Genomic DNA, 22,596 nt, shown 5'->3' on the forward strand with positions numbered 1-22,596 from the left:
TTTTAGATTGCTTGTATTTACACCATTAGAGGTCTGCACATTAACAGCAATTATGTCCGCTTTCTCTATTGTATAGCATCTGTTAAGATTGCACCACCTTTAATATTTGCTGTTATATTTCCACCTTAATATATGGGTTAATTTACAACCTCATTTGGTTAACTTGATGAGGTTGTAAATTATATTTGTTTTATCTAATCACTCGATCTATAACATGAACAACACCATTTGCAGCTTGTATATCAACTAACGAAGTAACTATGTTACTTGTTCCGTTACTATTTGTTAGTGTAAAGTTGGTATTGTCGGCTGTTATATCTCCACCTAAAGTTGATACTGTACCGTTTGGTAATCCATCAGATTGTATGTTTCCACTTACAATATGCATTAAAAGTACTGAATCTACTGTACCAGTTGGTATATCTGTTAAAGCTGATGCTCCTAAATCTGTTAATAGATTTCCAAAAGCACCATTTGTTGGAGCAAATACTGTGAAAGGTCCAGCTGCAGCATCTGATACTGTTGTTATGTATGGAACAGTTGGCATTCCTGTATCTGCATAAGCTAAAGTTTCAACTAAAATAGATAATGCAGGATTACTAGTTGCAAAAGTTGCTATGGTTGGTAATCCAATAACTTTATCTACAGCATGAATAACTCCGTTAGCAGCTACTACATCTGGTAGAGCCACTGTAGAAACACCATTGAATTGAACCCCATTAGATGTATTGAAATAAATACTCATTGGTTTATCTCCAGCTCCAGTAGCACTAGTACTTGAATAACCAGAACCTGCAGATACTAAGTCGGTAGAGAAAGTTGTTCCACCTATAACATGATTTAATAATACTTGTGAAAGTGCATCAGTTGGAACATCTCCAAGACTTGCAAAATTGTTATCGGCCAAAAAGCTAGTAAATCCATCGTTTACAGGAGCTAAAACAGTAAATGGACCGTTGCCACTTAAAACAGATACCAAATCACCATCTGCTGCACCAAGTGCTGCTACTAAATTGCTAAAAGATGGGTTAGCCAATGCATGATCAACAACACTAGGTAATCCAATTACTTTATCAACAATATGAATTACACCATTAGTAGCTGCCAAATCTGCTGAACTTACCATAGCACTATTATTGAACATTACACCATTGCTAGTATCATAAAAAATACTCATAGGCATATCTCCAGCACCAGTGGCATTGGTATTAGCATATCCTGAACCACCTGCTACTAAATCTCCAGACATTACGGTTCCTGTAATTACATGATTTAATAAAACTTGTGTCAAAACATCCGTTGGTACAGAACCTAAATCTGCAAAGTTATTATCAGCTAAAAATGCTGCAAAAGCTTCATTGGTAGGAGCTAAAACAGTGTATTCAGTTGCACCGTTTAACACATCTACTAAACCTGCGGCTTGAACTGCAGCAAGTAAGCTACTTAAATTGGCATTACTAGAAACCTTTGCTGCTATAGTTCCATCAGTGTAAGGAAGTACTACTTTATCAATTACATGTATTACACCATTAGTTGCTTGTACATCTACTACTTGAATATTACTAACTCTTCCGTTGGCATCAGTTAAAGTTGCTCCTCCACTTACATTAGCGGTAATATTCCCACCAAGGGTACCAACCATCATATTATCGGTTAATGCAGATGATACTACATTAGCACCAGCAACGGCATGTAAATCTAAGGTTGCCTTTAATGTTGGTTCATCAATGTCTGATAATCCACTTGCCCCTAATTCTCCTAACAAATTCACAAACGCTTCATTGGTTGGAGCAAATATTGTGAATGGAGCAGGATCTGATCCACTTGGTGTTGAAAGTGCACTTACGTAATCAAAAGTTAAATCTGATCGCGTTAAAGCTTGTACTAAAATTGAAAAATCATCATTAGTTGTTGCAAAATCTAGGATAGATGGAAGTCCAATCACTTCGTCCACAATATGAATAACACCATTTGTGGCGTCAATGTCAGGCATTGTAACTGATGAAGTGTTGTTTAACATTACTCCGCCAGCTGTATTTATAAAAATACTCAAGTTAGCACCTGAAGATGCTTCTGTGGCTAAGGTTTTTCCATAACCTGTAGATAAAGATCCAGAAACGTTTTCTCCACTCATTACGTGATTCAATAAAACTTGAGTTAAAACTGGTTTAGGAACGTCATCTAAACTTGCAAAATTATTCGCTGCAAGAAATCTCGCAAACGCATCATTAGTTGGAGCAAAAACTGTTAAGGATGCAGATGGATTGTCTAAAACTGCTGCTAAATTTCCGTCTGCTACTAGTAAGGCTTCTACTAAGGTACTTAGCTCTGGTGTAACTACTGCTAATTCTGTAATCGTTTCAGGAGCTTTTTCTACTACTTTAATTTCGTCATCATCACTACAAGATAATACGAAAACAGTGGCTAAAAATAGCACTGTGATTCTTTTTAAGGCTGTTAATGTTTTCATTATTATAAGATTAAAATTTTATTTTGTTCAGCAAATATATAAAAAGATTAAACAAAAAAACAAATTTTGTTCAAAAAAAAATAAATATAATTAAACAAAATAAAATTATAGTACTCCAATCTTCACTATTTATGGAAGAAAAAATCTTTGAAATATATGTATCTTTGTAGCCTAATTTTTTAAGATGAAACGTGTTATTATTGGGCTTTCAGGTGGTGTAGACTCTAGTGTTGCAGCTTATTTGTTACAACAGCAGGGTTATGAGGTTATAGGCTTGTTTATGAAAAACTGGCATGATGATTCCGTTACTATTTCTAATGAATGCCCATGGTTAGATGATAGTAATGATGCCATGTTGGTTGCAGAAAAATTAGGAATTCCTTTTCAAACTGTTGATTTAAGTGAACAGTATAAAGAACGTATTGTGGATTATATGTTTAACGAATATGAAAAGGGAAGAACGCCAAATCCAGATGTACTGTGTAACAGAGAAATTAAGTTTGATGTGTTCATGAAAATAGCACTTGACTTAGGTGCAGATTATGTAGCTACCGGTCATTATTGCAGAAAAGGTGTTGTTGAAAAAGAAGCAAAAGAAGTATATCAATTACTTGCTGGTAAAGATACTAATAAGGATCAATCTTATTTTTTATGTCAATTGTCACAAGAGCAATTAGCAAAAGCATTGTTTCCAATTGGGGAACTTACCAAACCAGAAGTTAGAGAAATTGCAGATGATATTGGTTTAGTAACAGCAGATAAAAAGGACTCTCAAGGTCTTTGTTTTATTGGTAAGGTAAAGCTACCATATTTTCTTCAGCAACAATTAAAACCAAAAGAAGGTGTTATTGTTGAAATTCCAAAGGAACAAGAAATTTTTAGTATTGAAGTGCCCGAGTTTTCCTCTCAAGAAGATAAATTGGAATACCTTTCAAGAAAAATTGATTACAAAATTGATTTAGGAAAGGTTGTTGGTAAACATCAAGGGGCCCATTATTTTACTAAAGGGCAGCGGAAAGGATTAGCTGTTGGTGGTACATTAGAACCTTTATTTGTTATAGATACTAATGTTGAAGAAAACGTTATTTATACGGGTCAAGGTAAAGAACACCCAGGATTATTAAAGAAAGCATTATTTGTAACTAATGATGAATTGCATTGGATTCGTGAAGATTTAGCTTTAAAGGTTGATGAAACATTAAAGGTAGAAGCTAGAATTAGATACAGGCAACCGCTGCAAAAGGCTACTTTACATAAAGTAGATTCAGGATTGTATGTTGAGTTTGAAGAATATCAATCGGCTATCACGGAAGGGCAATTTGTAGCATGGTATATTAATGAAGAGCTTTTAGGTTCGGGGGTTATTTCTTAACTTTATGCATGCCCAATAAAATAACCACACTTTTTAATATTAAATACCCAATCATTCAAGCAGGAATGGTTTGGAATAGCGGATGGCGTTTAGCCTCGGCAGCTAGTAATTCTGGAATTTTAGGACTTTTAGGAGCGGGCTCAATGTATCCTGAAGTACTTAGAGAACACATTCAAAAGTGTAAAAAAGCAACTACTAACCCTTTTGGGGTTAATGTACCTATGCTTTATCCAAATATCCAAGAGATCATGGATATTATTGTTGAAGAAGGAGTAAAGATTGTTTTTACTTCTGCAGGAAATCCAAAAACTTGGACTAATTGGTTACAAGATCGCGGTATTATAGTTGTTCATGTTGTAAGTAGTTTAAAGTTTGCATTAAAGGCACAGGAGACTGGAGTGGATGCCATTGTTGCTGAAGGTTTTGAAGCTGGAGGGCATAATGGACGTGATGAAACAACAACTTTAACTTTAATTCCTATGATAAAGGAACATATAACTGTTCCATTAATTGCAGCAGGAGGTATTGCGACCGGTAAAGCAATGTTAGCTACCATGATTTTAGGAGCTGATGGTGTTCAAATAGGCAGTAGGTTTGTGGCTAGTGAAGAAAGTTCTGCACACCAGTCATTTAAACAAATGGTTGTTGATTCAAAAGAAGGTGATACGCAATTAACATTGAAGGAATTGGCGCCGGTTCGGTTAATTAAGAATAAGTTTTATAATGAAATAGAAGCCCTTTATAAAACAGGTCCTACGATAAATCAACTTAGAGATTTATTAGGAAGAGCACGGGCAAAAAAAGGAATGTTTGAGGGTGATTTAGATAATGGCGAACTTGAGATTGGACAGATTTCAGGACTTATACATGATATAAAACCTGTATCACAAATTGTAAAAGATATTGTTACCGAATTTGAAGCCTCTAAAAAGGAATTTTCAAATATATAGCATTCAACATAAAAGATTTATGAAAAAACTGTATTATATAATAATCCTAACATTAGGACTATTTAATTGCACTAATCCAAAAGAACAAAAACCTAATGTACTTTTTATAATGATGGATGATTTGGGTTATGGGCAATTCGGTATATATAATGATACCATCACAACTTCTGATTATAACCCTTACTTTGTGCATTTAGTTGATAGTCTTCAAGGATATTCTTTAGATAAGTCTTTAGAGTTTTCTAAAAAAGCGATTCCTACCTTATCTTATTTGGCTAATGAGGGCATTATTTTTAACAGAGCCTTTACAACAAGTAATATTTGTGCACCATCACGCTTAGGAATTGCCACAGGAATGAATCAAAATAAATTTGGTGTATACACCAATGTTGATTGTGAAGAAAGTGGATTACAGAAAGGTACACATTTAGCAGAAAAGATTCAGGATGCAAATTATTCAACTGCTCATATTGGTAAGTGGCATATTGGTAAAAGAGATAAGCAAATTATAAATAATATTAGAAAAGAATACCAAGTAGAAAAAAAAGGAGATTATTATGATTTAAAGAAATCCAACCCTATTCTTCATAAGAAAATTAAGGAAAGCGGTTATATTGGTTCTGTGGTAGAAGAACAAAATCCATTAAATAATGGTTTTGATTATTATTACGGATACAATCATTGGGCGTGTAGTTTTTATAATGCAAAAAATGTTTGGGAGAATTTTGAGTATGTTGGTACACAGAAAAATTATAATACAGAGGTTTTTACCGATAAAGCCATTGATGTAATGGATTCTTCAATTAAAAGTAAAAAGTCTTTTTACATCCAGTTGCATTATCATGCTGTTCATGATTCCTTAGAACCAAAAGCTCCTGAAAAGTATTTTAATAAGTTTAATTCAGGCTCATATGATTTGGATAATTTTTATGCCCATGTGAATGCAGTTGATGAGAATGTAAAACGGATGATTGATTTTCTGAAATCGAAAGATCAATATAAAAACACAATTATTGTCTTTACATCTGATAATGGTGCTATGGCAGGTGGCTCATATAATGGACATAAAACAGGGTCTCCATTACCGGGGAATACTCCTTTTACAGGTCATAAGGGTAATTATTACCAAGGAGGTTTTAGGGTACCTATGTTTATTAGTTGGCCAGAAGGTATAACCCAACCAAAAGTTTCCAGTCAAATGGTATCTACCATGGATATATTACCAACTATTATTGATGTGTCTGGAGAAGAATTACCTGAAAAAATTGATGGTAAGAGTTTATTACCAATAATTAATGATGTACAAAAAGAACCTTTACATAATCATTTGGTATGGTCAGGATTACATGCATATAAATGGGGGTATTTGATTAACAAGTCTACCCAAACTCATAGTACAGAATCTGGTTTTGCTCCTCCATGTTGGGTGGTTATAAAAGATGATTATTTACTTCGCTTTACAGGAACTTTAGAAAAGGGAATCTATTTAGATCATATGGATGGTAGAAATCCTATTATTGAATTGTTTAATATTAAAAACGACCCAACAGAAAGTAAAGATTTGTCAAAAGACAAACCGCTTATTGTAAATGAGATGATGAATTTATATGCCGAGGAATCAAAAGCATTTCCTCCACCAGTAGATTGGAAAAAGGCTAAATGGACAGAGCTCCAATCAACCAAATCGGTTATAAGCCAATAATAGCATAAACTAGAATTATTGAAAAGCAAAAAAGGAGGAAATTAATTTCCTCCTTTTTTATTGAAACCTTTAAGCTGTAATTTTTAATCCCTATAAAATAAAAGCTATATGTTTCTATAAATCGTAAGTTTATAAAGACTTCCGATTTTAATGTATTGTAGATTATCGGCTTTCAAATGTAAAAAAATTAACGACTTAATATTCTGAAAGTTATATGAAGTTATTAACATATGTTAATTTTTTGAAAATCAAACAAATTCTTTAAAATTGGTTAAAGAAAAAGCTAAGGTTTACATTTGCATCATGCAAATTCAGAACTATACCAAAGAGTTTAGGTACAACTGGCAACTAGCGGCTCCTGTAATGTTAGGTATGCTAGGGCACACCTTTGTGAGCTTTGTAGATAACATCATGGTTGGGCAACTTGGAACTGCCGAACTTGCAGCCGTGTCATTAGGTAATAGTTTTATGTTTATAGCAATGTCTTTGGGTATAGGTTTTTCAACAGCCATAACACCATTAATTGCTGAAGCAGATGCTGAAGTAAATTTCGATAAGGGAAAGTCTTCATTCAAACACGGTTTATTTCTATGTACTGTTTTAGGGGTGTTACTTTTTTTATTAGTTTTTTTTGCAAAACCACTCATGTATTTAATGAGGCAGCCGCCAGAAGTGGTAGAGCTGGCTATACCTTATTTAGATTTAGTGGCGTTTTCTTTAATTCCATTAATAGTTTTTCAAGGATTTAAACAATTTAGTGATGGTTTGTCTATGACAAAACACCCCATGTATGCAACACTTTTGGCAAACATTATAAACATTTTTTTAAACTATATTTTAATATTTGGAAAATTTGGCTTTCCTGCTTACGGGATTGTTGGTGCTGCTTACGGTACACTCATTTCACGCTTTGTTATGGTAGGGTATTTATGGTATTTATTAAGAGGTAAAGAAAAATCAAAAGCTTATGTGACCAATATAAAATTCTTTGTTCTTGATAAACTAATGATTAGAAAAATCTTGAATTTAGGAGCACCTAGTGCTATGCAAATGTTTTTTGAGGTTGCCATTTTTACAGCAGCCATTTGGTTAAGTGGTTTACTTGGTAAAAACCCTCAAGCGGCAAATCAAATAGCCTTAAATTTGTCTTCAATGACGTTTATGGTTGCCATGGGATTAAGCGTAGCCTCAATGGTTCGGGTAGGAAATCAAAAAGGACTGCAAAAGTATTATGAGTTACGCCGAATAGCATTTTCGTTATTTTTAATGGGAACTATTCTAGCTTTTGGATTTGCGATAATATTCTTCGCTTTTCATAATCAATTACCTAAGATCTATGTTGATTTTGATGACGCTAAAAACCTTGCAGATAATACAGAGGTATTAGCCATTGCATCAAAACTGCTTGTGGCGGCAGCTATTTTTCAAATAAGTGATAGTATTCAAGTGATTGTTTTAGGTGCTTTAAGAGGATTACAAGATGTTAAGATACCAACAATAATAACCTTTGTATCATATTGGCTAGTGGGTTTCCCGGTAAGTTGGTTTATGGGTAAAGCTGATGCTTATGGTAGTTTTGGTATTTGGCTTGGGCTATTAGCAGGATTATCTACAGCAGCTATTTTGTTGTATATTCGATTTGATTATTTAACTAAAAGGTTAATTTTGACTAAAGAATAAAATATGTCTCTTCCAAAGTTTATACTCGGTGATAATACAGAACACCCAAATGCTATTTATGTAATTCATACAGAATTCCCAAGGTTTATTATTAATCTTGAGAATGATGAGGTAGATTGGTTTGAAGATTTTGATGCTGAAGATCAAAAAGAATTAGAAACCGAGACCCAAAATGCTATTAAACTTGCAACTGATTTTTACGATAGTGAAATTGAAAAATACGATGATTAACGTTTTAGTTTTTTTTGAATGTTAGAAAAGATTTTAGAATACGATACAGCGCTTTTTTTATTTTTAAATAATCTAGGAACTGAAACTTGGGATGGTTTGTGGTTGGTTATCACAAATAAGCTCACTTTTATTCCATTATATGCATTATTACTATATCTACTTTATAAAAAATATGGCTGGAAGGCTTTGATTGTCTTTGTTGTAACAGTTGCTTTAATGATAACGTTTACAGACCAAATCACTAATGTTTTTAAGCGGGGTTTTGCAAGACCAAGACCTTGTGGAGAAAGTGATTTAATTGATCAAATGCGATTCATTGCAGTACGTTGCGGAAAATATGGTTTCTTTTCAGGGCATTCTTCAAACTCTATGGCAGCTGCCGTTTATGCCGGTTTAATGCTTAGACCATTTTATAAAAACGCCATTTATATTTTGTTGTTTTGGAGTGCGGTGGTTGCTTATAGTAGAATTTATGTTGGTGTGCATTACCCCACTGACATTGTTTGTGGTTTAACTTTTGGCGCCATAGCAGGTTTTATCTTTTTTAAATTTGCTAGCTTTCTATTAAATAGGTTTGGTATAAAAAATAAATAAATTAATTCCATTGAATTTACTTAAATGAAAATTTTAATTACAGGAGCGGCCGGATTTATTGGTTCTCATACTGCCGAAAGGTTGAAAAGCTTAAATCACGATGTCTTTGGTATAGATAATTTTTCTTCATACTACAGTGAAGATCTTAAACGATTAAATGAACAATCTCTTTTAGAAAAAGGAATTTCAGTTTTAGATAAGAATTTAAACGATATGAATCTAAAGAATGCCTTGCCGAAAGACATTGAGTATATTTTTCATTTTGCTGCTCAACCTGGTATTTCTTCCACTTCCACTTTTATGGATTATTTAGAAAATAATATTCTTGCCTCTAGGAGTATATTAGATTATGCTGAAAATTTGCCTTATCTTAAATTATTTGTCAATATAGGAACGTCTTCTGTTTATGGCTTGGAAGCTACTTTTTCTGAGGATAAAGAGCCTAAACCAGCTTCATTTTATGGTGTAACCAAATTAGCTGCTGAACAGTTGGCTCTACAAAAGAGTAGAGAACAAAAATTTAAATCCTGTTCCTTGCGTTTATATTCTGTTATAGGACCCCGAGAACGACCTGAAAAAATGTTTACTAAACTTATTGATTTAGGTTTAAAGGGAGAACCATTTCCATTATTTGAAGGAAGCGACAAGCACCTAAGAAGTTTTACTTATGTAGGAGATATAGTAGACGGAATTGTTAGTGTTATTGGGAAAGAAGCTGTTTTAAATGGTGAAATTATTAATCTTGGAACCGACAAAGAATATACAACTCAAGAAGGAATTGAAGCAGTTGAAGCTTCATTAGGGAAATCCATTAAATTAAACATTATTCCTAAAAGACCTGGTGACCAACTTCGTACAAGGGCTAATATTGATAAAGCCAGAAAATTATTGGATTACAGGCCTACCACATCTTTAATGGAAGCTGTAGAGGAACAAGTTTTATGGTATAAGGAGAATTTTCTATAGGTTCAACAAAAAATCAGCAGCAGCAAAAGGAGTTGTTTTATTATTTTCAATCAGTTCCAGTTGTTTTTTTAATTCACATTTGATTTTTGATTGATTGAAAAAATTAGATTTTAATTTTTCTTCAATGGTCTGAATGAGCCAATATTTGTTTTGCTCATTTCTTTTTACACTAAAATGCTTATTCTTGGTAGTGGTTTCAATATAATCTGAAATGATGCCCCAAATAGTATCAATACCATTATTTTCAACCGCACTGCAAATAGTAACTTTTGGTTGCCAATTTGAGTCTTTTGCAGGGTAGAGGTGAAGTGCTCTTGTAAACTCTGTTTTAGCAAGGTTAGCTGCTTTTAAATTGTCGCCATCAGCTTTGTTAATTGCTATGGCATCAGCCATTTCTATAATGCCACGCTTAATACCTTGTAATTCATCACCTGCACCAGCAAGTTTTAATAGTAAAAAGAAATCAACCATACTATGTACAGTAGTCTCGCTTTGACCAACACCAACGGTTTCAATTATAATAACATCAAATCCCGCAGATTCACAAAGAGTGATAGTTTCTCTGGTTTTTCTAGCAACACCACCTAAAGTATCACCAGAAGCTGAAGGTCGGATATAAGCATTCTCATCTTGAACTAAAGCTTCCATTCTTGTTTTGTCGCCTAAAATACTACCTTTTGTAATCGAGCTACTTGGGTCTATTGCCAAAACAGCTACACGTTTTCCTAAGTTTGTTAAGTATTTACCAAAGGTTTCAATAAATGTACTTTTACCAACTCCCGGAACCCCTGTAATACCAATTCTAATAGATTTATTAGCATGTGGTAAGCACCCTTTTATTATGATGTTAGCCTTTTTTAAATGTTTTGGGTTTTTGCTTTCAACAAGTGTAATAGCTCTACTTAAAGCCGTAATATCTTTATTAAGTATAGATGTAATTAAAGATTCAGTATCAATTTTAGCGTTGCGCTTTTTCTTTAATTTTTCAATGGAATTAGTGCTAGTTATTTCGGAAATGGAAATACCACCAGTTTCTTGAAGTGCAGATTTTTTTGATTTTTTCACTCTTTTTCGAATAAATCTAAACTAATATAAACAATTCTGAAACCGGAAGAGTTTTCAATAATAATTATTTAAGAGGAACCGCAATTTTGGTGTCGTCCCAAGCCATGGTTAAAAATAGCTTGTCTGTAGAATTATCAAAGGCAATGGTGAACTGTTCAACAAACGATTCTAATTTCTGTACTGGAACTTCAATATTTACTACATCATAATTTGGATCCCACAAAGGGTTCATTTCAGAATCAACACCCCATTCATATTGTTTTGAGTTGAACATAATATTCCAAGTGGAGTCTTTTGGCACAGACCAAAGTGTATATTTTCCAACAGGTAAAATCATACCATTAATATCTAAAGTCTCATTAGTTTCAAAAGTAGTAGCCTCATTGGCACCTGTACGCCACACTTTATCAAAGGGTACTAGGGCTCCAAAAATTTCTCGTTCTTTTTTAAACGGTCTATTGTAAAACACTTTCAACCTTAAATCATTCAATTCAAATTTTACGGTATCTTTAGGACTTAAACGTTTAGCAAATATGTTTTCAACAAAAACAGAATACAAAAGTAAGCCCAATGCCACTATTGAAAGTAGTACTAACACACGTTTTAAGAAGGTATTCATATTGAGAGAATTTTAGGATATAAATATACTTTAAAAACTATTAATTACTAAAGTGAAACGTATAATTGTTGACTTTTGTTATTTAATGAATAAAAAAATAAATTTTTTGCAACACTTCAATTTTTTAATCGTCTTTTAAACGAACTAACTTAGACCAAAAGTAGATTTAGTATGTTTCAAGTTGACATTATTGAACAATGTAAACAGAACAACCGAAAAGCACAACTGCAGTTATACAACCAGTACTGCGATGGTATGTATATTGTTGCTCATAGGTTTTTGAAAGATGCCAATGATGCTGAAGATGTGGTGCAAGAAGCTTTTATAAAAGCTTTTACAAAACTGCATCAATATAAAGCAGAAGTTACTTTTGGGGCTTGGTTAAAACGAATTGTAGTTAATAAGAGTATAGACTTTTTAAAATCTAAAAAACAACACCTTGTTGAGTTAGATGCGGTGTCACTAAAAGTAGTAGATACTCCTATTGAGGACAAATGGTTGGTAGATGATGCCATTACATTAGATGATGTAAAACAAGCTATTAATAAATTACCAGATAAATATCAGTATGTAGTAATGCTGTATTTAATAGAAGGTTATGATCATCAGGAAATATCAGAGATTTTGAATATTTCTGAGGTGGCATCAAGAACGCAATTATCAAGAGGTAAAGTAAAATTACAGGAACTGTTAACACTTAAGAGTCATGGCGCAAGATATTAGAGAGTTATTTAAAGATGGTAAAATAACACATGAAAAAATGCCTGAAAATCATCAGGAACGTTTCATCAATAAATTAGATGAAGCACTCCCGGTATCTCCTAAATCTAATTTTGGTTGGATGCGTATTGCAGCTAGTATAGTTTTATTAGTTGGTTTGAGTTTTGGAGGTTATAAGATTCTTAATCCAAAGGTTGTAATAGGTTCAGAAGAAGTGGCAAATAATGAAACTACTGATACCAAGACTTTAGGCGATGTGTCTCCAGGACTTAAAGAAGTTGAAGATTATTATTTGGCGAGTATTAATTTAGAATTATCTAAAATAAAATATACCGCAGAAACCAAAGACCTTTTTGATGGCTATATAGAACAGCTTAGTGAGCTCGATAAAGAGTACAAAAGATTGTCTTTAGAATTAACCGAATCTGGTCCAAGTGAATTAACGGTGAATGCCTTAATTGATAATTTAAAATTGCGTCTAAACTTATTATATCGTTTAAAATCTCAATTAAAAGAATTAACACCTGCAGAAGCAGGAACTGAAGAAGTTGAACAATCAATCTAAAAAATCAAAAAATGAACAGATTATTAATAAAATTAAAATTACTGGTAGTAGCCTTTTTTACAGTCAGTAGTTTAATTGCACAAAAACAGACAAAAGTATCACAATCTATTAAGGTTGATAAAGATGTTACTATTGACTTAAATACAAGTTACTGTAATATTGTTTTTGATACATGGAATAAAGATACCGTTGAAATTGAAGCCTTTATTGAAGGTGATAATTTAAGCGATGAAGAAATAAAGGATGCACTTAAAAATTGGAATGTTGATGTTGATGCTTCAAGTAATGAAATAACCATAACTACTAATAGTTTTGCATATGCACCAAGGGCCTGGGCTTATAGAACGGCACCTCATGATGATGAGGCTGTTAATGCTGTTTTAAGAGAACTTAAATATGAATTAGCTGAATTACCTGAAATTCTAGGAGATCTATCAGTGCGGATTCATGAATTACCTGCACTACCTGAAATGCCAGCATTTCCTGAATTACCAGCATTACCTGAAAATGCTAAAAGCTTTCACTTTGATTATGAAGCTTACAAAAAGGATGGCGAAAAGTACTTAGAAGAATACACGAAAAGATTCGAATCTGCTTATGGAGATGATTATGCAAAAAAAATGGAGGTATGGGGAGAGAAATTTGGAAAAGAATGGGGTGAGAAATATGGGAAACAAATGGAAGAGTGGGCTGAAAAATTTGAAAAGAATTTTGATAGTGAGGAATTTGAAAAGAAAATGGAGGCTTGGGGCGAACGTTTTGCAGAGAAAATGGAACAACAAGCTGAACGCGTAGAAGAACAGCAAGAGAAACGAGAAAAGTTGTTAGAAAAAGCTGCCAAAGACAGGGAGAGAGCTTTAGAAAAACGTGAAGCTGAACGTGAGAAATTGCATGCTGAAAGAAAGGTTCACCAGGAGAAAAGAGAAAAACTGGCTAAAGAAAGAAAGGTTTTAATTGAAAGGTTGGTTCATAAAGAATCTAATTCTAATGTTAAAAAAACTATTAAAATTAAAATGCCTAAAAAAGCTAAGTTGAAAGTTAACGTAAAGCATGGTGAAATTGAATTTGCTGCTAATATAGATAATTTAAAAGCAGATTTAGCTTATACTAAACTAACTGCAAATAGCATTAATGGAGGGTTAACTTCCATTAATGCTTCTTATTCTCCGGTTTATGTTAGTAATTGGAATTTAGGTGAACTGAATTTAAACTATGCTAAACAAGTTGAGTTGAACAATGTAAAACAGGTAGTCTTAAATTCAAATTCTTCAAATGTTACAATTGATAACTTAATTGGGAATGCCATTATTGATGCAAATATTGGAGATATAAAAATCTTAAAAATTGATGATGCTTTTACTAATTTAAATGTTATAATTCAAAATTGTGATGCTATAATTGCACTTCCAAAAGTAGATTGCAATTTACAGTATAAAGGAAATCGTTCTAGATTAAGTCATCCAAAGAAAGAAACAGGAAATTTAACAACGTTTTCAACAGGAAATTTAAGCAGTGGTAAAAGCATTGTAGTTAATGCAAAGTATAGTAATGTTACTATGGAATAGAATTATAACAAATTTGCCTCTCTAATAGATTTTTGGATTTTCTATATCTTAATTACCTTATGAATTTCCTTTTTACCTCCTGCTAGTACTTCAATAAAGTAGATGCCGCTGCTGTAAACAGATAAATTTGCGCTTGCTTTTCCGTTAACCATTGTTTCAGTTCCTTCTGAAAGTAAAATACCTGAGGCATTATAAATTCTAAAGTTTACAGCTTCAAAATCATCAATACTCGAAAAGTTAATAATATCTCTTAGCGGATTAGGGTAAAGCAGCCAGTTTTTGTTTTCGACACCTGGATTATTATTAGCTGCGGTACATCCTTTCGAAACATCAAATTCAGCTTTTAAAATATCTTCAATTTTTAAATTTGAAAAACTATCATTTAATGAGTGGTTGAAGAATGTGTTATCAATAATGTTATTATCTGCTCCTAAAAAATTTTGAAGGAGTGTAGAAAAGGTTTGCCTATAATCATATTGTACTGTTTGAATTTGATAATTGTTACCTTCAACAGCTTCTGATAAATTAGGGTTCATTCCTGTCATGCCTCCATCAACTGGTTTGCCGAAAACGAACATAGGTGCTATTTCACCATGGTCTGTGCCTAAATTACCATTCTCGGCAGCTTTTCTGCCAAACTCAGAGAATGTAACACCTACAACATCATCTGCCAAATTCTGATTTTCTAAATCATTGTAAAAAGCTTCCATGCTTTCAGAAAGTTCTGTCAGCAATTCATAATGTTTTCCCAATACATCACCATTTACTTGTACTTGTGCATTATGCGTGTCAAAACCAGAAATTCTTACCATGTAAATTTTCGATCCTAAATCGCCGCTTATTAAGCGCGCAACGGTTTTCAGTTGGTCTGCTAAATCAGTGTCTGGGTAAGTAACATCATTTTGACCAGAATTAAATGCACTGGAAATAGATTCGGCATAAGTATTTGATAAGGCATCGGTATTATTAATAAACTCCAATTGTTTACCATAATCAGAATCTGGAATGTTAAAGGGAGGTTGTCCGCCTAAACCACTTAAAATACTATAAAAACCAGCAGGGTCCTGACCTGTAATATTCATTGATAAGCCATGGGCTTCTTCGGCATGAAAACCTAAAGAAGTTTTATTTGAGCCAATTTCAACCGCTAGAGGAAAAGTTTCAATAATTAAATCGGAGTAATATTGCTCCATAAAACGACCCATCCAACCAGTATCTGCGCCATTTAATAGACTATTGCCATCGTTTCCTGTAAAGTATAAATCAGTTGACTTAAAATGACTTTTATTTTGAGATGGATAACCAACACCTTGAACTATTCTTAATACACCCTTGTCATATAGTGATTTAAAACCCAGTAGTGCTGGATTTAAACCAACTTGCTGATTATCTGATAAACTTCCATCTAAGGTTATATATTTATTCGTACCATTTTCTGGTACTTTAATAGTTGGTCTTAAATTACTATAAGTATCATATTGGTTTAATGGAACTAACGTGTTTAACCCATCATTAGCACCTGCCAAATTAATTAGTACTAATTTTCTTCCGGTAATATCCGGACAATCAAAATACGGAGTAAATGACTTTAACGCAGCTTGAATTTGAAAAGGAGTTAATCCAATAACAGAAGCCGAAGCCGATAATTTTATAAAATTTCTTCTTTTCATAACTTTTACATTAATTGGAATTCGGCGGCATTTACCAAGGCAGATATTAAAGCATCCAGTCTGGTTTTTACTGTGTTTTTGTCATTTTCACTATGCGTATTAATATACTGTAACCATGCTCCAGTCCAGTAATAGTCGTTAGAATCTTCTATTAAAAATGTTTTGAAGTAGTTAATTCTATCAGTGTCAATACTTTCAGGGAAAAGTAAATCGGCAATTCCAGAAACTAGAGTATTTGGGTCTTTAGCAGCATCAGGGTCAATTTTATTTTCTACAAATAAAACGGTGTCTAGATCAGTGTAAATATTATTCTTAGTTAGTAAGTCCTGTATGAGCTCATATCTGCCAATAATGGTGTTGGAAGAAAACCAGTTTCTGTCAAAACCTGGTTCTTGATAATATGCCGGATAACCAGCTACTGAATCTGGATCGAAAAATGGCATTCCTGAAGCCTTAAAGTAACTGCCGTGAATATACCATTGGAAAAAATTTCTGAAAAAGTATAGCTGTTCTGTTTCAGGATTGGGATATGTAACATTGAATATCGAAATTACTTCAGATAATAATTGTAATGGGCTTTTTATTATTGCTCCAATTATATTATCTGATGAATCACTATCATCTGCATCATAAAAATGTTCGCTTGAAAGAAGTGTTGTAATAACAGGTAATATCTCATAATCGTTATTAATCATTATTTGAGATAATGGTTCTATGATATCTGTTTCCGCAACAGAGGAAATTTCACTTTTTACAAAATATCTGTATAATTTTCTGCAATATGACTTAGCTGTTTCAGGTTGATTGAAAACCATTTCAACAAAATCATCTAATTCGTCAAATATTGTTTCGGCGGTATCTCTTCCCGTAATAACATGATTGTTAAAGGCACTAGAAAATGTTTTGTCATTAGTGTCATGCTGACCAACATTTATATATCCCATAGGTAAATTAGTGTCTGGATCTATGTCTCCATTTCTATCCCATTGTTTTTTGAAGCCCGAGAAAACTTTGGCAGCCTGTTGGATGTCAACTTCGGTATAATTGGTATAATTGCCTTCACCAATTTGTTCGCCTTTTAGAATAGTGAATAGTTCTAAATATTCTCTAGCATAATTTTCATTGGGATTATTTTTGTTGTTTTGTGTGTTATCTAAATAATCCAACATACCGTTGTCTAAAGTGATTTTTTTAGCCAATGTTTTAATGTTTCCTAGAGCATAAAAGTCTAAAAGACGCAAGTGATCAAAAAAGAATGGTGACAATCCTACTCCATTATCTTTGGCAACCGTAAAACTTGTGTGTAAAAAGAATGATAATTTATATTTTAAACTTACTTGGTTTAAGGCATTGTGCCACCACCATGCTGTAATATGAGATCGTTTTCTACCTTGACCATCAAAAGTATTTGGATGTTCTGTAGAGGATGTCCAAAAACCATCTGGAGCGCTCGTTGGAAGTGGGTCATAGGGTTCAGTTACGATATAGGGAGCATTATTTGTTAATCTATTTACCGCGTCTGTAGCAGACATGCCTATAAAAGTGTCTAATTGCTCTTTTGTATAGTTAAATGTAGCTCGTCTGAGCAAGTGTTTAGCTTTTCTTAAATCTAAATTAGTATTAAGAGGATTAAGTGAGGCCATACTTTATTTTTTGTCAATGTAAATAATAATATACTTTATACGATAAAACATACTAAATAATCGATGAAATACAATTATTTTATCGAAAATACTTAAAAATGAACTCTAAAACTTACATTTGGGGTTAAGCCTAAAGATTCATTTCTTACGGGTTCAATAACATCGTCAATTAAAACGTAATACTCATTAATGATGTTTTTTCTATTTAATAGGTTCCATACGGATGCTCCAACGGTAGCTTTTGATGTTCTTGAAATATCGAATGAATATGTTGCGGAACAATCGGCTCTTAAGTAATCATCTAAATTTCGTGCATTTGGTGGGCTTTCATAGTTAATGATAACACCACTCTGGTTAGTTAAATCAGCAGGGTGTGTGTTAGGTTTTCCAGAATTCCAGTTAAGCCCAACCGCCAATTTGAAATCATTTTGAGTAGACGTGCCAGCAAATGTAATTGCGTGCCTTATATCATTGTTGTTAGGAAACTCATTTCCATTGTTTAAATCTGAAAACAAATAGTTGTTTTTACTGAATGAGTAAGATATCCAAGTACTCACAATATCAGCGAACTGTTTGTTTAGTAATACATCTATACCTTTAATCTCATAACTACCAATACTATGAACGAATTGATATTGGTTTTGAAAGCCTTGACTTCTTGTAGTAATACCATCTACTTTTTTAATATAGGTTTCAGCGCTAATTAAAAATTTGTTTTTGTTATAATGAATACCTGCCGAAAGTTGTTTGCTCTTAAGAACTGGTACAGGGTAAATAGTTTGGTTCCCTTCTTCAATAACTTCGGTGTTATTGTTTGATAGTACCCAGCGTCGTTTTTCAATACCTAAAAAATCATTTTGTAAATCAATTACTTGGGTTGTGAACTGACTTTTAAATTCGCCTAAAACTTCAAATCTGAAATCGCTTAAAAAACGTTGACTAAAGCTAAGTCTAGGTTCGGCAAAAAACATGTCGAATTTATCAAGATAATTTAAGCGGGTTCCTAGTTTTAATTTGGTTTGAGCACCATAGGATAATAATGCTGTTTCTGCATATACCGAATGACTTTTAACAACTTCTTTTACATAGCTTTTAAAGCTTGGGTTGTTAACATCTGCTAAGTTGCTAATACCAACTTCATTTAACTGATAGCCTACATTAAATTTTAATTGATAGTTATGCTCGTAATTTATATCAAGTTTTGCAGCACGGTCATTCACTTTATTTTCTTGAATAAGCCTTTGGTTGTTTAAAACATCGTGGTTTGTTGCATCTAAATCGTAATTTGAAGCATAAAATTGTGCTGTAGTAGATAGTTGGTCAGTCCAGTCTTTTGAATAAGTGATTCCTAAAGATAAGTTTTGCTGCGATAAATTACTATTTAAAGCTTCAGTTCTATCATTAATAGTAGATTGCTCATCATAATCAAAATGATTGTTAACATTAAAAAAGTTAATTCTTAGTTTGTCATTTTCAGTAATGTCATACAGAAATTTAGCTGTTACATCATAAAAATAAAACGTTTCATTTTGAGAGATGGAATTTCTATTGTTATCAAAATCAGAATCTTCAAAAATGCGTTTAAAATACTGATTATAAGTTGTTGTTTCTATTAAATCTGTTACTGAGCGCCTTGTGGAAAGTTGTAATTCTGTTTTATCTGAAAGTGGAATTTTTGCGTACCCATCAGCATTAATCATATTAAAACCTAACCCAGATTTGAATTCATTGTCAATATCATCTGGTAATCGCATGTCTATAATGCTAGAAATACCATCGCCATATTTGGCGCTGGTCCCGTTTTTATAAACATTAATTTGTTTAGTTATAAATGGGTTAAATGCCGAAATAAGTCCGAAGAAATGACCAGATTGATACATTTTTATACCATCCCAAAGTAATAAGTTTTGATCATGTGTTCCTCCTCTAACATTTATATTTGATACTGTTTCATCGGTGCTTAAAACACCTGGTAATGCTTGAATGGTTTGCAAAACGTCTGGTTCAATTAACCCAGGAAGTATCCCAAAAGTTTCAGGTTTTATAGATATAGAGCCATCATTTAGTTTTGTTAAACCAGTTGTAAGATAATTTGATACGATGACTTCCTCTAGATTCTGGATTCTAAAGCTGCTTCTCTTTTTTTTAAAGGGTTTTATAACAACAAATCTGTTATTTAACAATTCAAAATCTAGCTTAGTTTCTTTTTTCAGAAACCTCAAAACATCTACTAATGGTATGTCTTTAGAGGGAAGCATAGTTTTTTTGTCTTTTACTGTTTTATCAGCATATGAAAAGCTAATATTATATCTGTCTTCTAATACACTTAAAACAGTTGTAAGCGGTTGCTTTTCTTTTTGAACGGTTTGTGCCTTTAACAGAGTAACATTCAAAAAAAACAGTAAAACAAAAAGAGAAAGGAGTCCTTTTTTATTCACGCTTTAAGATTATAGCATCGTTTGATTGACTATAAGTTAAATGTAGTGGTAAGGTAATAGATTTTATTGCAACTTCAATACTATCATGTGTGAAATTACCCGTGAATAGTTCTTCTGAATCTACACCAATAAGGGTTATATTTACGTTGTATTGTCTTTCAAACTCTTCAACAACCTGCTTATAAGGCAAACTTTTAAACTGGCTTTCGTTATTTAACCACGAAGGTGTTAAGCTGTTTTCTTTTTCTTTAGCAATCATTTTCCCATCGATAATTAAAAAACTGTCTCCAGGTTTTAATTTTGTTTCTTGAGAATTAAAAGTAACGCCTACCAATCCTTCGTAGCAAATAACCTCAAAATAATTGTCCCTTTGTTTTACATTAAATTGAGTACCATAAACCTTTACGGTTCCTGTTTCTGTTATAACGTTAAAAGAAGAACCTTTGGCAACCTTAAAAAAGGCTTCACCTTGAAGTTCTACTTCTCTGTTGTTTTTCCATGAGTTTTTATTGAATACTAAAACAGATTTTGCATTTAAAGCTACACTAGATGCATCTGGTAAATCAACAGTTGTTTTTTGAGCCATTTCTGTTGTTATGGTAGTATCAATAGTTGTGGTGTAATAGTATAAACTAAAACAAATGGCGAGAATTGCAGCAACACGCATAAATGGTTTAATCCAATGCGTAGTTTGTTTTTTACTGCTCTTAATGGTAGATAATACACTTTTAAGCTCTTTAGTAGCATCATATTCAGGTGCCTTAAAAGCTTGTAAACTGCTATCTAACTTAACTAAATCATCATAGTCTTCAAGGTTTTTAAAGGCTTGAAGCTCTTGATCATTTAGATCGTTATTTAACCATTTCGATATTAAAAATTCTCTTTCCATAATTCCTTATTCAACTATAAAACAATTAACTTTTATTTTTTCCTACCCTTAGGTGTGATTTTTTTTTTAAAACACTTTTATTTTCCTAATTTTAATATTCTTTGGGCTCCTTGAATTACTATAACAAAGACTATGGTGCCTATTATTAAGTCGGGTTTATTTGAATTAAGCCAATTCACTAAAAGACCAGCAGAAATAACTCCTAAGTTAATAATAACATCATTAGAAGTAAAAATCATTGTAGCTTTCATATGAACATCATTTTTATTTTTTGATTTTTGAAGTAGGAAGAGACAAATTCCATTTGCAATTAAGGCAAAAACCGAAACAATAATCATAGTTGAAAAATCAGGTAGTCTTTCTGATCCAAAAAAACGCCTTAAAACTTCTACAAAACCTATTAAAGCAATTATAATTTGAAAATAGCCCGCTATTCTAGCAATGCGCTTTTTCCTTATAATACTTCCTCCAACAGCAAAAAGACTTAGTCCGTAAACAAAAGAATCGGCTAACATATCTAGGCTGTCAGCCACCAGGCCCATAGATTTAGATATAAGTCCTGTTGTCATTTCTATTAGAAAGAATAGAAAGTTAATTATTAGTACAATACTAAGAATTCTTTTTTGGTTGGAATTTTCATTGAATTTTGTTTGTTCCGTAATCTCAGTTTTTAATTTTCTTGCCCCTAAATTAAGTTCATGTAATAAACTTTCAATTTTTGTAGATTCTTCAGTATGGAAAACTGTTAATGTTCTTTTAGATATATTAAAGTCAAGATTCTTAATACTAGAAAGATTATCTAATTTCATACGAATTAAATTTTCTTCAGAAGGGCAATCCATTTTGCTAATTTCAAAAACTGTTTTTTTCATTGCAATTTCAAATCTACCTACAACTCTTTAATATCCTCTCTCAATTTTTTTAAAGCTCCATATATGCGTTTTTCAACAGCTTTGGTAGAAATATCTAAAATTTCAGCAATCTCTTTAAAACGTTTTCCTTCAACTCGGTTCATCATAAATGCAACACGCTGTGGTTCGGTTAAGTTTGCTAGTGCGCGTTGTAATTTGTCATTATATTCCTTTTCACGCATTAAAAACTCGGGGTTTTCATTGGTGCTTAGTTTAGGTTTTGCAATTTGTTGATGCTTTAAAACCACCTTTTGGTGCGCAGCTTCATTCAACATTAAATTGTTAGCAGTAGTAAAAAGAAAACTTTTCGCTTTTTCAGGAGAGATTTTAGAACAGTTCTCCCAAAGCTTAACAAATGCTTCTTGTGCTTTGTCTTTCGGATTTAGTAGCTCTCCAAACTTATAGTATAAAAAATTGTGTAAGTCTTTTGCGTGCTTATTAAATATGGATGAGAAAATATGTTCAGCGCAAATATTCTCATGTAGCTGTTTCGCCATTATTATTGGGGGATTAGTTGCACTAAAATAAAAAAAATGCAAACACAGG

General features: G+C 32.7%; 19 protein-coding genes. 10 read left to right on the top strand and 9 right to left on the bottom strand.

Annotated features, from left to right (window positions below; all coding sequences use genetic code 11):
- Positions 1-190: 190 nt before the first annotated feature.
- Positions 191-2,470, bottom strand: coding sequence for a fasciclin domain-containing protein (locus FUA22_RS18570; protein ID WP_241664741.1), 2,280 nt, complete (start codon positions 2,468-2,470; stop codon positions 191-193).
- 184 nt (positions 2,471-2,654) lie between these two features.
- Between FUA22_RS18570 and mnmA the strand changes: the two genes are divergently transcribed.
- The 7 genes from mnmA to FUA22_RS03380 all read left to right on the top strand — a co-directional run bounded on the left by mnmA (position 2,655) and on the right by FUA22_RS03380 (position 9,965).
- Positions 2,655-3,842 carry a tRNA 2-thiouridine(34) synthase MnmA gene (gene mnmA / locus FUA22_RS03350; protein ID WP_147766419.1) on the top strand — a complete coding sequence of 396 codons (1,188 nt, stop codon included), beginning with the start codon at positions 2,655-2,657 and terminating at the stop codon, positions 3,840-3,842.
- 8 nt (positions 3,843-3,850) lie between these two features.
- Positions 3,851-4,792, top strand: coding sequence for an NAD(P)H-dependent flavin oxidoreductase (locus FUA22_RS03355; protein WP_147766420.1), 942 nt, complete (start codon positions 3,851-3,853; stop codon positions 4,790-4,792).
- A gap of 19 nt (positions 4,793-4,811) precedes the next feature.
- On the top strand, positions 4,812-6,494 hold the full coding sequence (locus FUA22_RS03360; RefSeq protein WP_147766421.1) for a sulfatase family protein: 1,683 nt from the start codon (positions 4,812-4,814) through the stop codon (positions 6,492-6,494).
- A gap of 303 nt (positions 6,495-6,797) precedes the next feature.
- Positions 6,798-8,174, top strand: coding sequence for an MATE family efflux transporter (locus tag FUA22_RS03365; protein WP_147766422.1), 1,377 nt, complete (start codon positions 6,798-6,800; stop codon positions 8,172-8,174).
- A gap of 3 nt (positions 8,175-8,177) precedes the next feature.
- Positions 8,178-8,405 carry a hypothetical protein gene (locus FUA22_RS03370; RefSeq protein WP_147766423.1) on the top strand — a complete coding sequence of 76 codons (228 nt, stop codon included), beginning with the start codon at positions 8,178-8,180 and terminating at the stop codon, positions 8,403-8,405.
- Between the two features lie 18 nt (positions 8,406-8,423).
- On the top strand, positions 8,424-8,999 hold the full coding sequence (locus tag FUA22_RS03375) for a phosphatase PAP2 family protein (protein ID WP_147766424.1): 576 nt from the start codon (positions 8,424-8,426) through the stop codon (positions 8,997-8,999).
- 24 nt (positions 9,000-9,023) lie between these two features.
- Positions 9,024-9,965, top strand: a complete 942-nt coding sequence (locus FUA22_RS03380) for an NAD-dependent epimerase/dehydratase family protein (RefSeq protein WP_147766425.1) — start codon at positions 9,024-9,026, stop codon at positions 9,963-9,965.
- On the opposite strand, the gene meaB is transcribed toward FUA22_RS03380, so the two are convergent.
- Both meaB and FUA22_RS03390 read right to left on the bottom strand, forming a co-directional pair.
- On the bottom strand, positions 9,960-11,030 hold the full coding sequence (gene meaB, locus FUA22_RS03385; RefSeq protein ID WP_147766426.1) for a methylmalonyl Co-A mutase-associated GTPase MeaB: 1,071 nt from the start codon (positions 11,028-11,030) through the stop codon (positions 9,960-9,962). The genes FUA22_RS03380 and meaB overlap by 6 nt on opposite strands.
- Positions 11,031-11,094: 64 nt before the next feature.
- Positions 11,095-11,649 (bottom strand): DUF2911 domain-containing protein, encoded by a 555-nt coding sequence (locus FUA22_RS03390; protein ID WP_147766427.1) that lies wholly within the window; start codon positions 11,647-11,649, stop codon positions 11,095-11,097.
- A gap of 171 nt (positions 11,650-11,820) precedes the next feature.
- Between FUA22_RS03390 and FUA22_RS03395 the strand changes: the two genes are divergently transcribed.
- From FUA22_RS03395 to FUA22_RS03405, 3 genes are read left to right on the top strand one after another with little or no spacing between them, the layout of a single operon-like run.
- Positions 11,821-12,372 carry an RNA polymerase sigma factor gene (locus FUA22_RS03395; protein ID WP_147766428.1) on the top strand — a complete coding sequence of 184 codons (552 nt, stop codon included), beginning with the start codon at positions 11,821-11,823 and terminating at the stop codon, positions 12,370-12,372.
- Positions 12,356-12,934 (top strand): hypothetical protein, encoded by a 579-nt coding sequence (locus FUA22_RS03400; protein ID WP_147766429.1) that lies wholly within the window; start codon positions 12,356-12,358, stop codon positions 12,932-12,934. The genes FUA22_RS03395 and FUA22_RS03400 overlap by 17 nt, the downstream gene beginning before the upstream one ends.
- An 11-nt stretch (positions 12,935-12,945) precedes the next feature.
- The gene (locus FUA22_RS03405; protein WP_147766430.1) at positions 12,946-14,499 is read left to right on the top strand and encodes a CDK-activating kinase assembly factor MAT1; all 1,554 of its coding nucleotides are present in this window, start codon (positions 12,946-12,948) and stop codon (positions 14,497-14,499) included.
- Between the two features lie 41 nt (positions 14,500-14,540).
- Here FUA22_RS03405 and FUA22_RS03410 read toward each other — a convergent pair whose 3' ends face one another.
- The 6 genes from FUA22_RS03410 to FUA22_RS03435 all read right to left on the bottom strand — a co-directional run bounded on the left by FUA22_RS03410 (position 14,541) and on the right by FUA22_RS03435 (position 22,547).
- Complete coding sequence (locus tag FUA22_RS03410) at positions 14,541-16,169, bottom strand: DUF1501 domain-containing protein (protein WP_147766431.1); 1,629 nt, start codon at positions 16,167-16,169, stop codon at positions 14,541-14,543.
- A gap of 5 nt (positions 16,170-16,174) precedes the next feature.
- Positions 16,175-17,812: a DUF1800 domain-containing protein gene (locus FUA22_RS03415; RefSeq protein WP_147766432.1), complete on the bottom strand. Its 1,638-nt coding sequence runs from the start codon at positions 17,810-17,812 to the stop codon at positions 16,175-16,177.
- A 92-nt stretch (positions 17,813-17,904) separates the two neighbouring features.
- A complete protein-coding gene (locus FUA22_RS03420) occupies positions 17,905-20,250 on the bottom strand; it encodes a TonB-dependent receptor plug domain-containing protein (RefSeq protein ID WP_241664742.1) in 2,346 nt (781 codons plus the stop codon).
- Positions 20,243-21,139: a FecR family protein gene (locus tag FUA22_RS03425; protein WP_147766433.1), complete on the bottom strand. Its 897-nt coding sequence runs from the start codon at positions 21,137-21,139 to the stop codon at positions 20,243-20,245. The genes FUA22_RS03420 and FUA22_RS03425 overlap by 8 nt, the downstream gene beginning before the upstream one ends.
- A 77-nt stretch (positions 21,140-21,216) precedes the next feature.
- Complete coding sequence (locus tag FUA22_RS03430) at positions 21,217-22,011, bottom strand: cation transporter (RefSeq protein WP_147766434.1); 795 nt, start codon at positions 22,009-22,011, stop codon at positions 21,217-21,219.
- A gap of 17 nt (positions 22,012-22,028) precedes the next feature.
- On the bottom strand, positions 22,029-22,547 hold the full coding sequence (locus FUA22_RS03435; protein ID WP_170309831.1) for an RNA polymerase sigma factor: 519 nt from the start codon (positions 22,545-22,547) through the stop codon (positions 22,029-22,031).
- Positions 22,548-22,596: the final 49 nt, after the last annotated feature.

This window comes from Seonamhaeicola maritimus (assembly GCF_008056315.1).
GTDB classification, from domain to species: domain Bacteria; phylum Bacteroidota; class Bacteroidia; order Flavobacteriales; family Flavobacteriaceae; genus Seonamhaeicola; species Seonamhaeicola maritimus.

Bases quoted from the DNA above. Each gene is read 5' to 3' on its own strand.
- FUA22_RS18570 (WP_241664741.1), bottom strand. From the start codon at position 2,470: ATGAAAACATTAACAGCCTTAAAAAGAATCACAGTGCTATTTTTAGCC.
- mnmA (WP_147766419.1), top strand. From the start codon at position 2,655: ATGAAACGTGTTATTATTGGGCTTTCAGGTGGTGTAGACTCTAGTGTT.
- FUA22_RS03355 (WP_147766420.1), top strand. From the start codon at position 3,851: ATGCCCAATAAAATAACCACACTTTTTAATATTAAATACCCAATCATT.
- FUA22_RS03360 (WP_147766421.1), top strand. From the start codon at position 4,812: ATGAAAAAACTGTATTATATAATAATCCTAACATTAGGACTATTTAAT.
- FUA22_RS03365 (WP_147766422.1), top strand. From the start codon at position 6,798: ATGCAAATTCAGAACTATACCAAAGAGTTTAGGTACAACTGGCAACTA.
- FUA22_RS03370 (WP_147766423.1), top strand. From the start codon at position 8,178: ATGTCTCTTCCAAAGTTTATACTCGGTGATAATACAGAACACCCAAAT.
- FUA22_RS03375 (WP_147766424.1), top strand. From the start codon at position 8,424: ATGTTAGAAAAGATTTTAGAATACGATACAGCGCTTTTTTTATTTTTA.
- FUA22_RS03380 (WP_147766425.1), top strand. From the start codon at position 9,024: ATGAAAATTTTAATTACAGGAGCGGCCGGATTTATTGGTTCTCATACT.
- FUA22_RS03390 (WP_147766427.1), bottom strand. From the start codon at position 11,649: ATGAATACCTTCTTAAAACGTGTGTTAGTACTACTTTCAATAGTGGCA.
- FUA22_RS03395 (WP_147766428.1), top strand. From the start codon at position 11,821: ATGTTTCAAGTTGACATTATTGAACAATGTAAACAGAACAACCGAAAA.
- FUA22_RS03400 (WP_147766429.1), top strand. From the start codon at position 12,356: ATGGCGCAAGATATTAGAGAGTTATTTAAAGATGGTAAAATAACACAT.
- FUA22_RS03405 (WP_147766430.1), top strand. From the start codon at position 12,946: ATGAACAGATTATTAATAAAATTAAAATTACTGGTAGTAGCCTTTTTT.
- FUA22_RS03410 (WP_147766431.1), bottom strand. From the start codon at position 16,169: ATGAAAAGAAGAAATTTTATAAAATTATCGGCTTCGGCTTCTGTTATT.
- FUA22_RS03415 (WP_147766432.1), bottom strand. From the start codon at position 17,812: ATGGCCTCACTTAATCCTCTTAATACTAATTTAGATTTAAGAAAAGCT.
- FUA22_RS03425 (WP_147766433.1), bottom strand. From the start codon at position 21,139: ATGGAAAGAGAATTTTTAATATCGAAATGGTTAAATAACGATCTAAAT.
- FUA22_RS03430 (WP_147766434.1), bottom strand. From the start codon at position 22,011: ATGAAAAAAACAGTTTTTGAAATTAGCAAAATGGATTGCCCTTCTGAA.
- FUA22_RS03435 (WP_170309831.1), bottom strand. From the start codon at position 22,547: ATGGCGAAACAGCTACATGAGAATATTTGCGCTGAACATATTTTCTCA.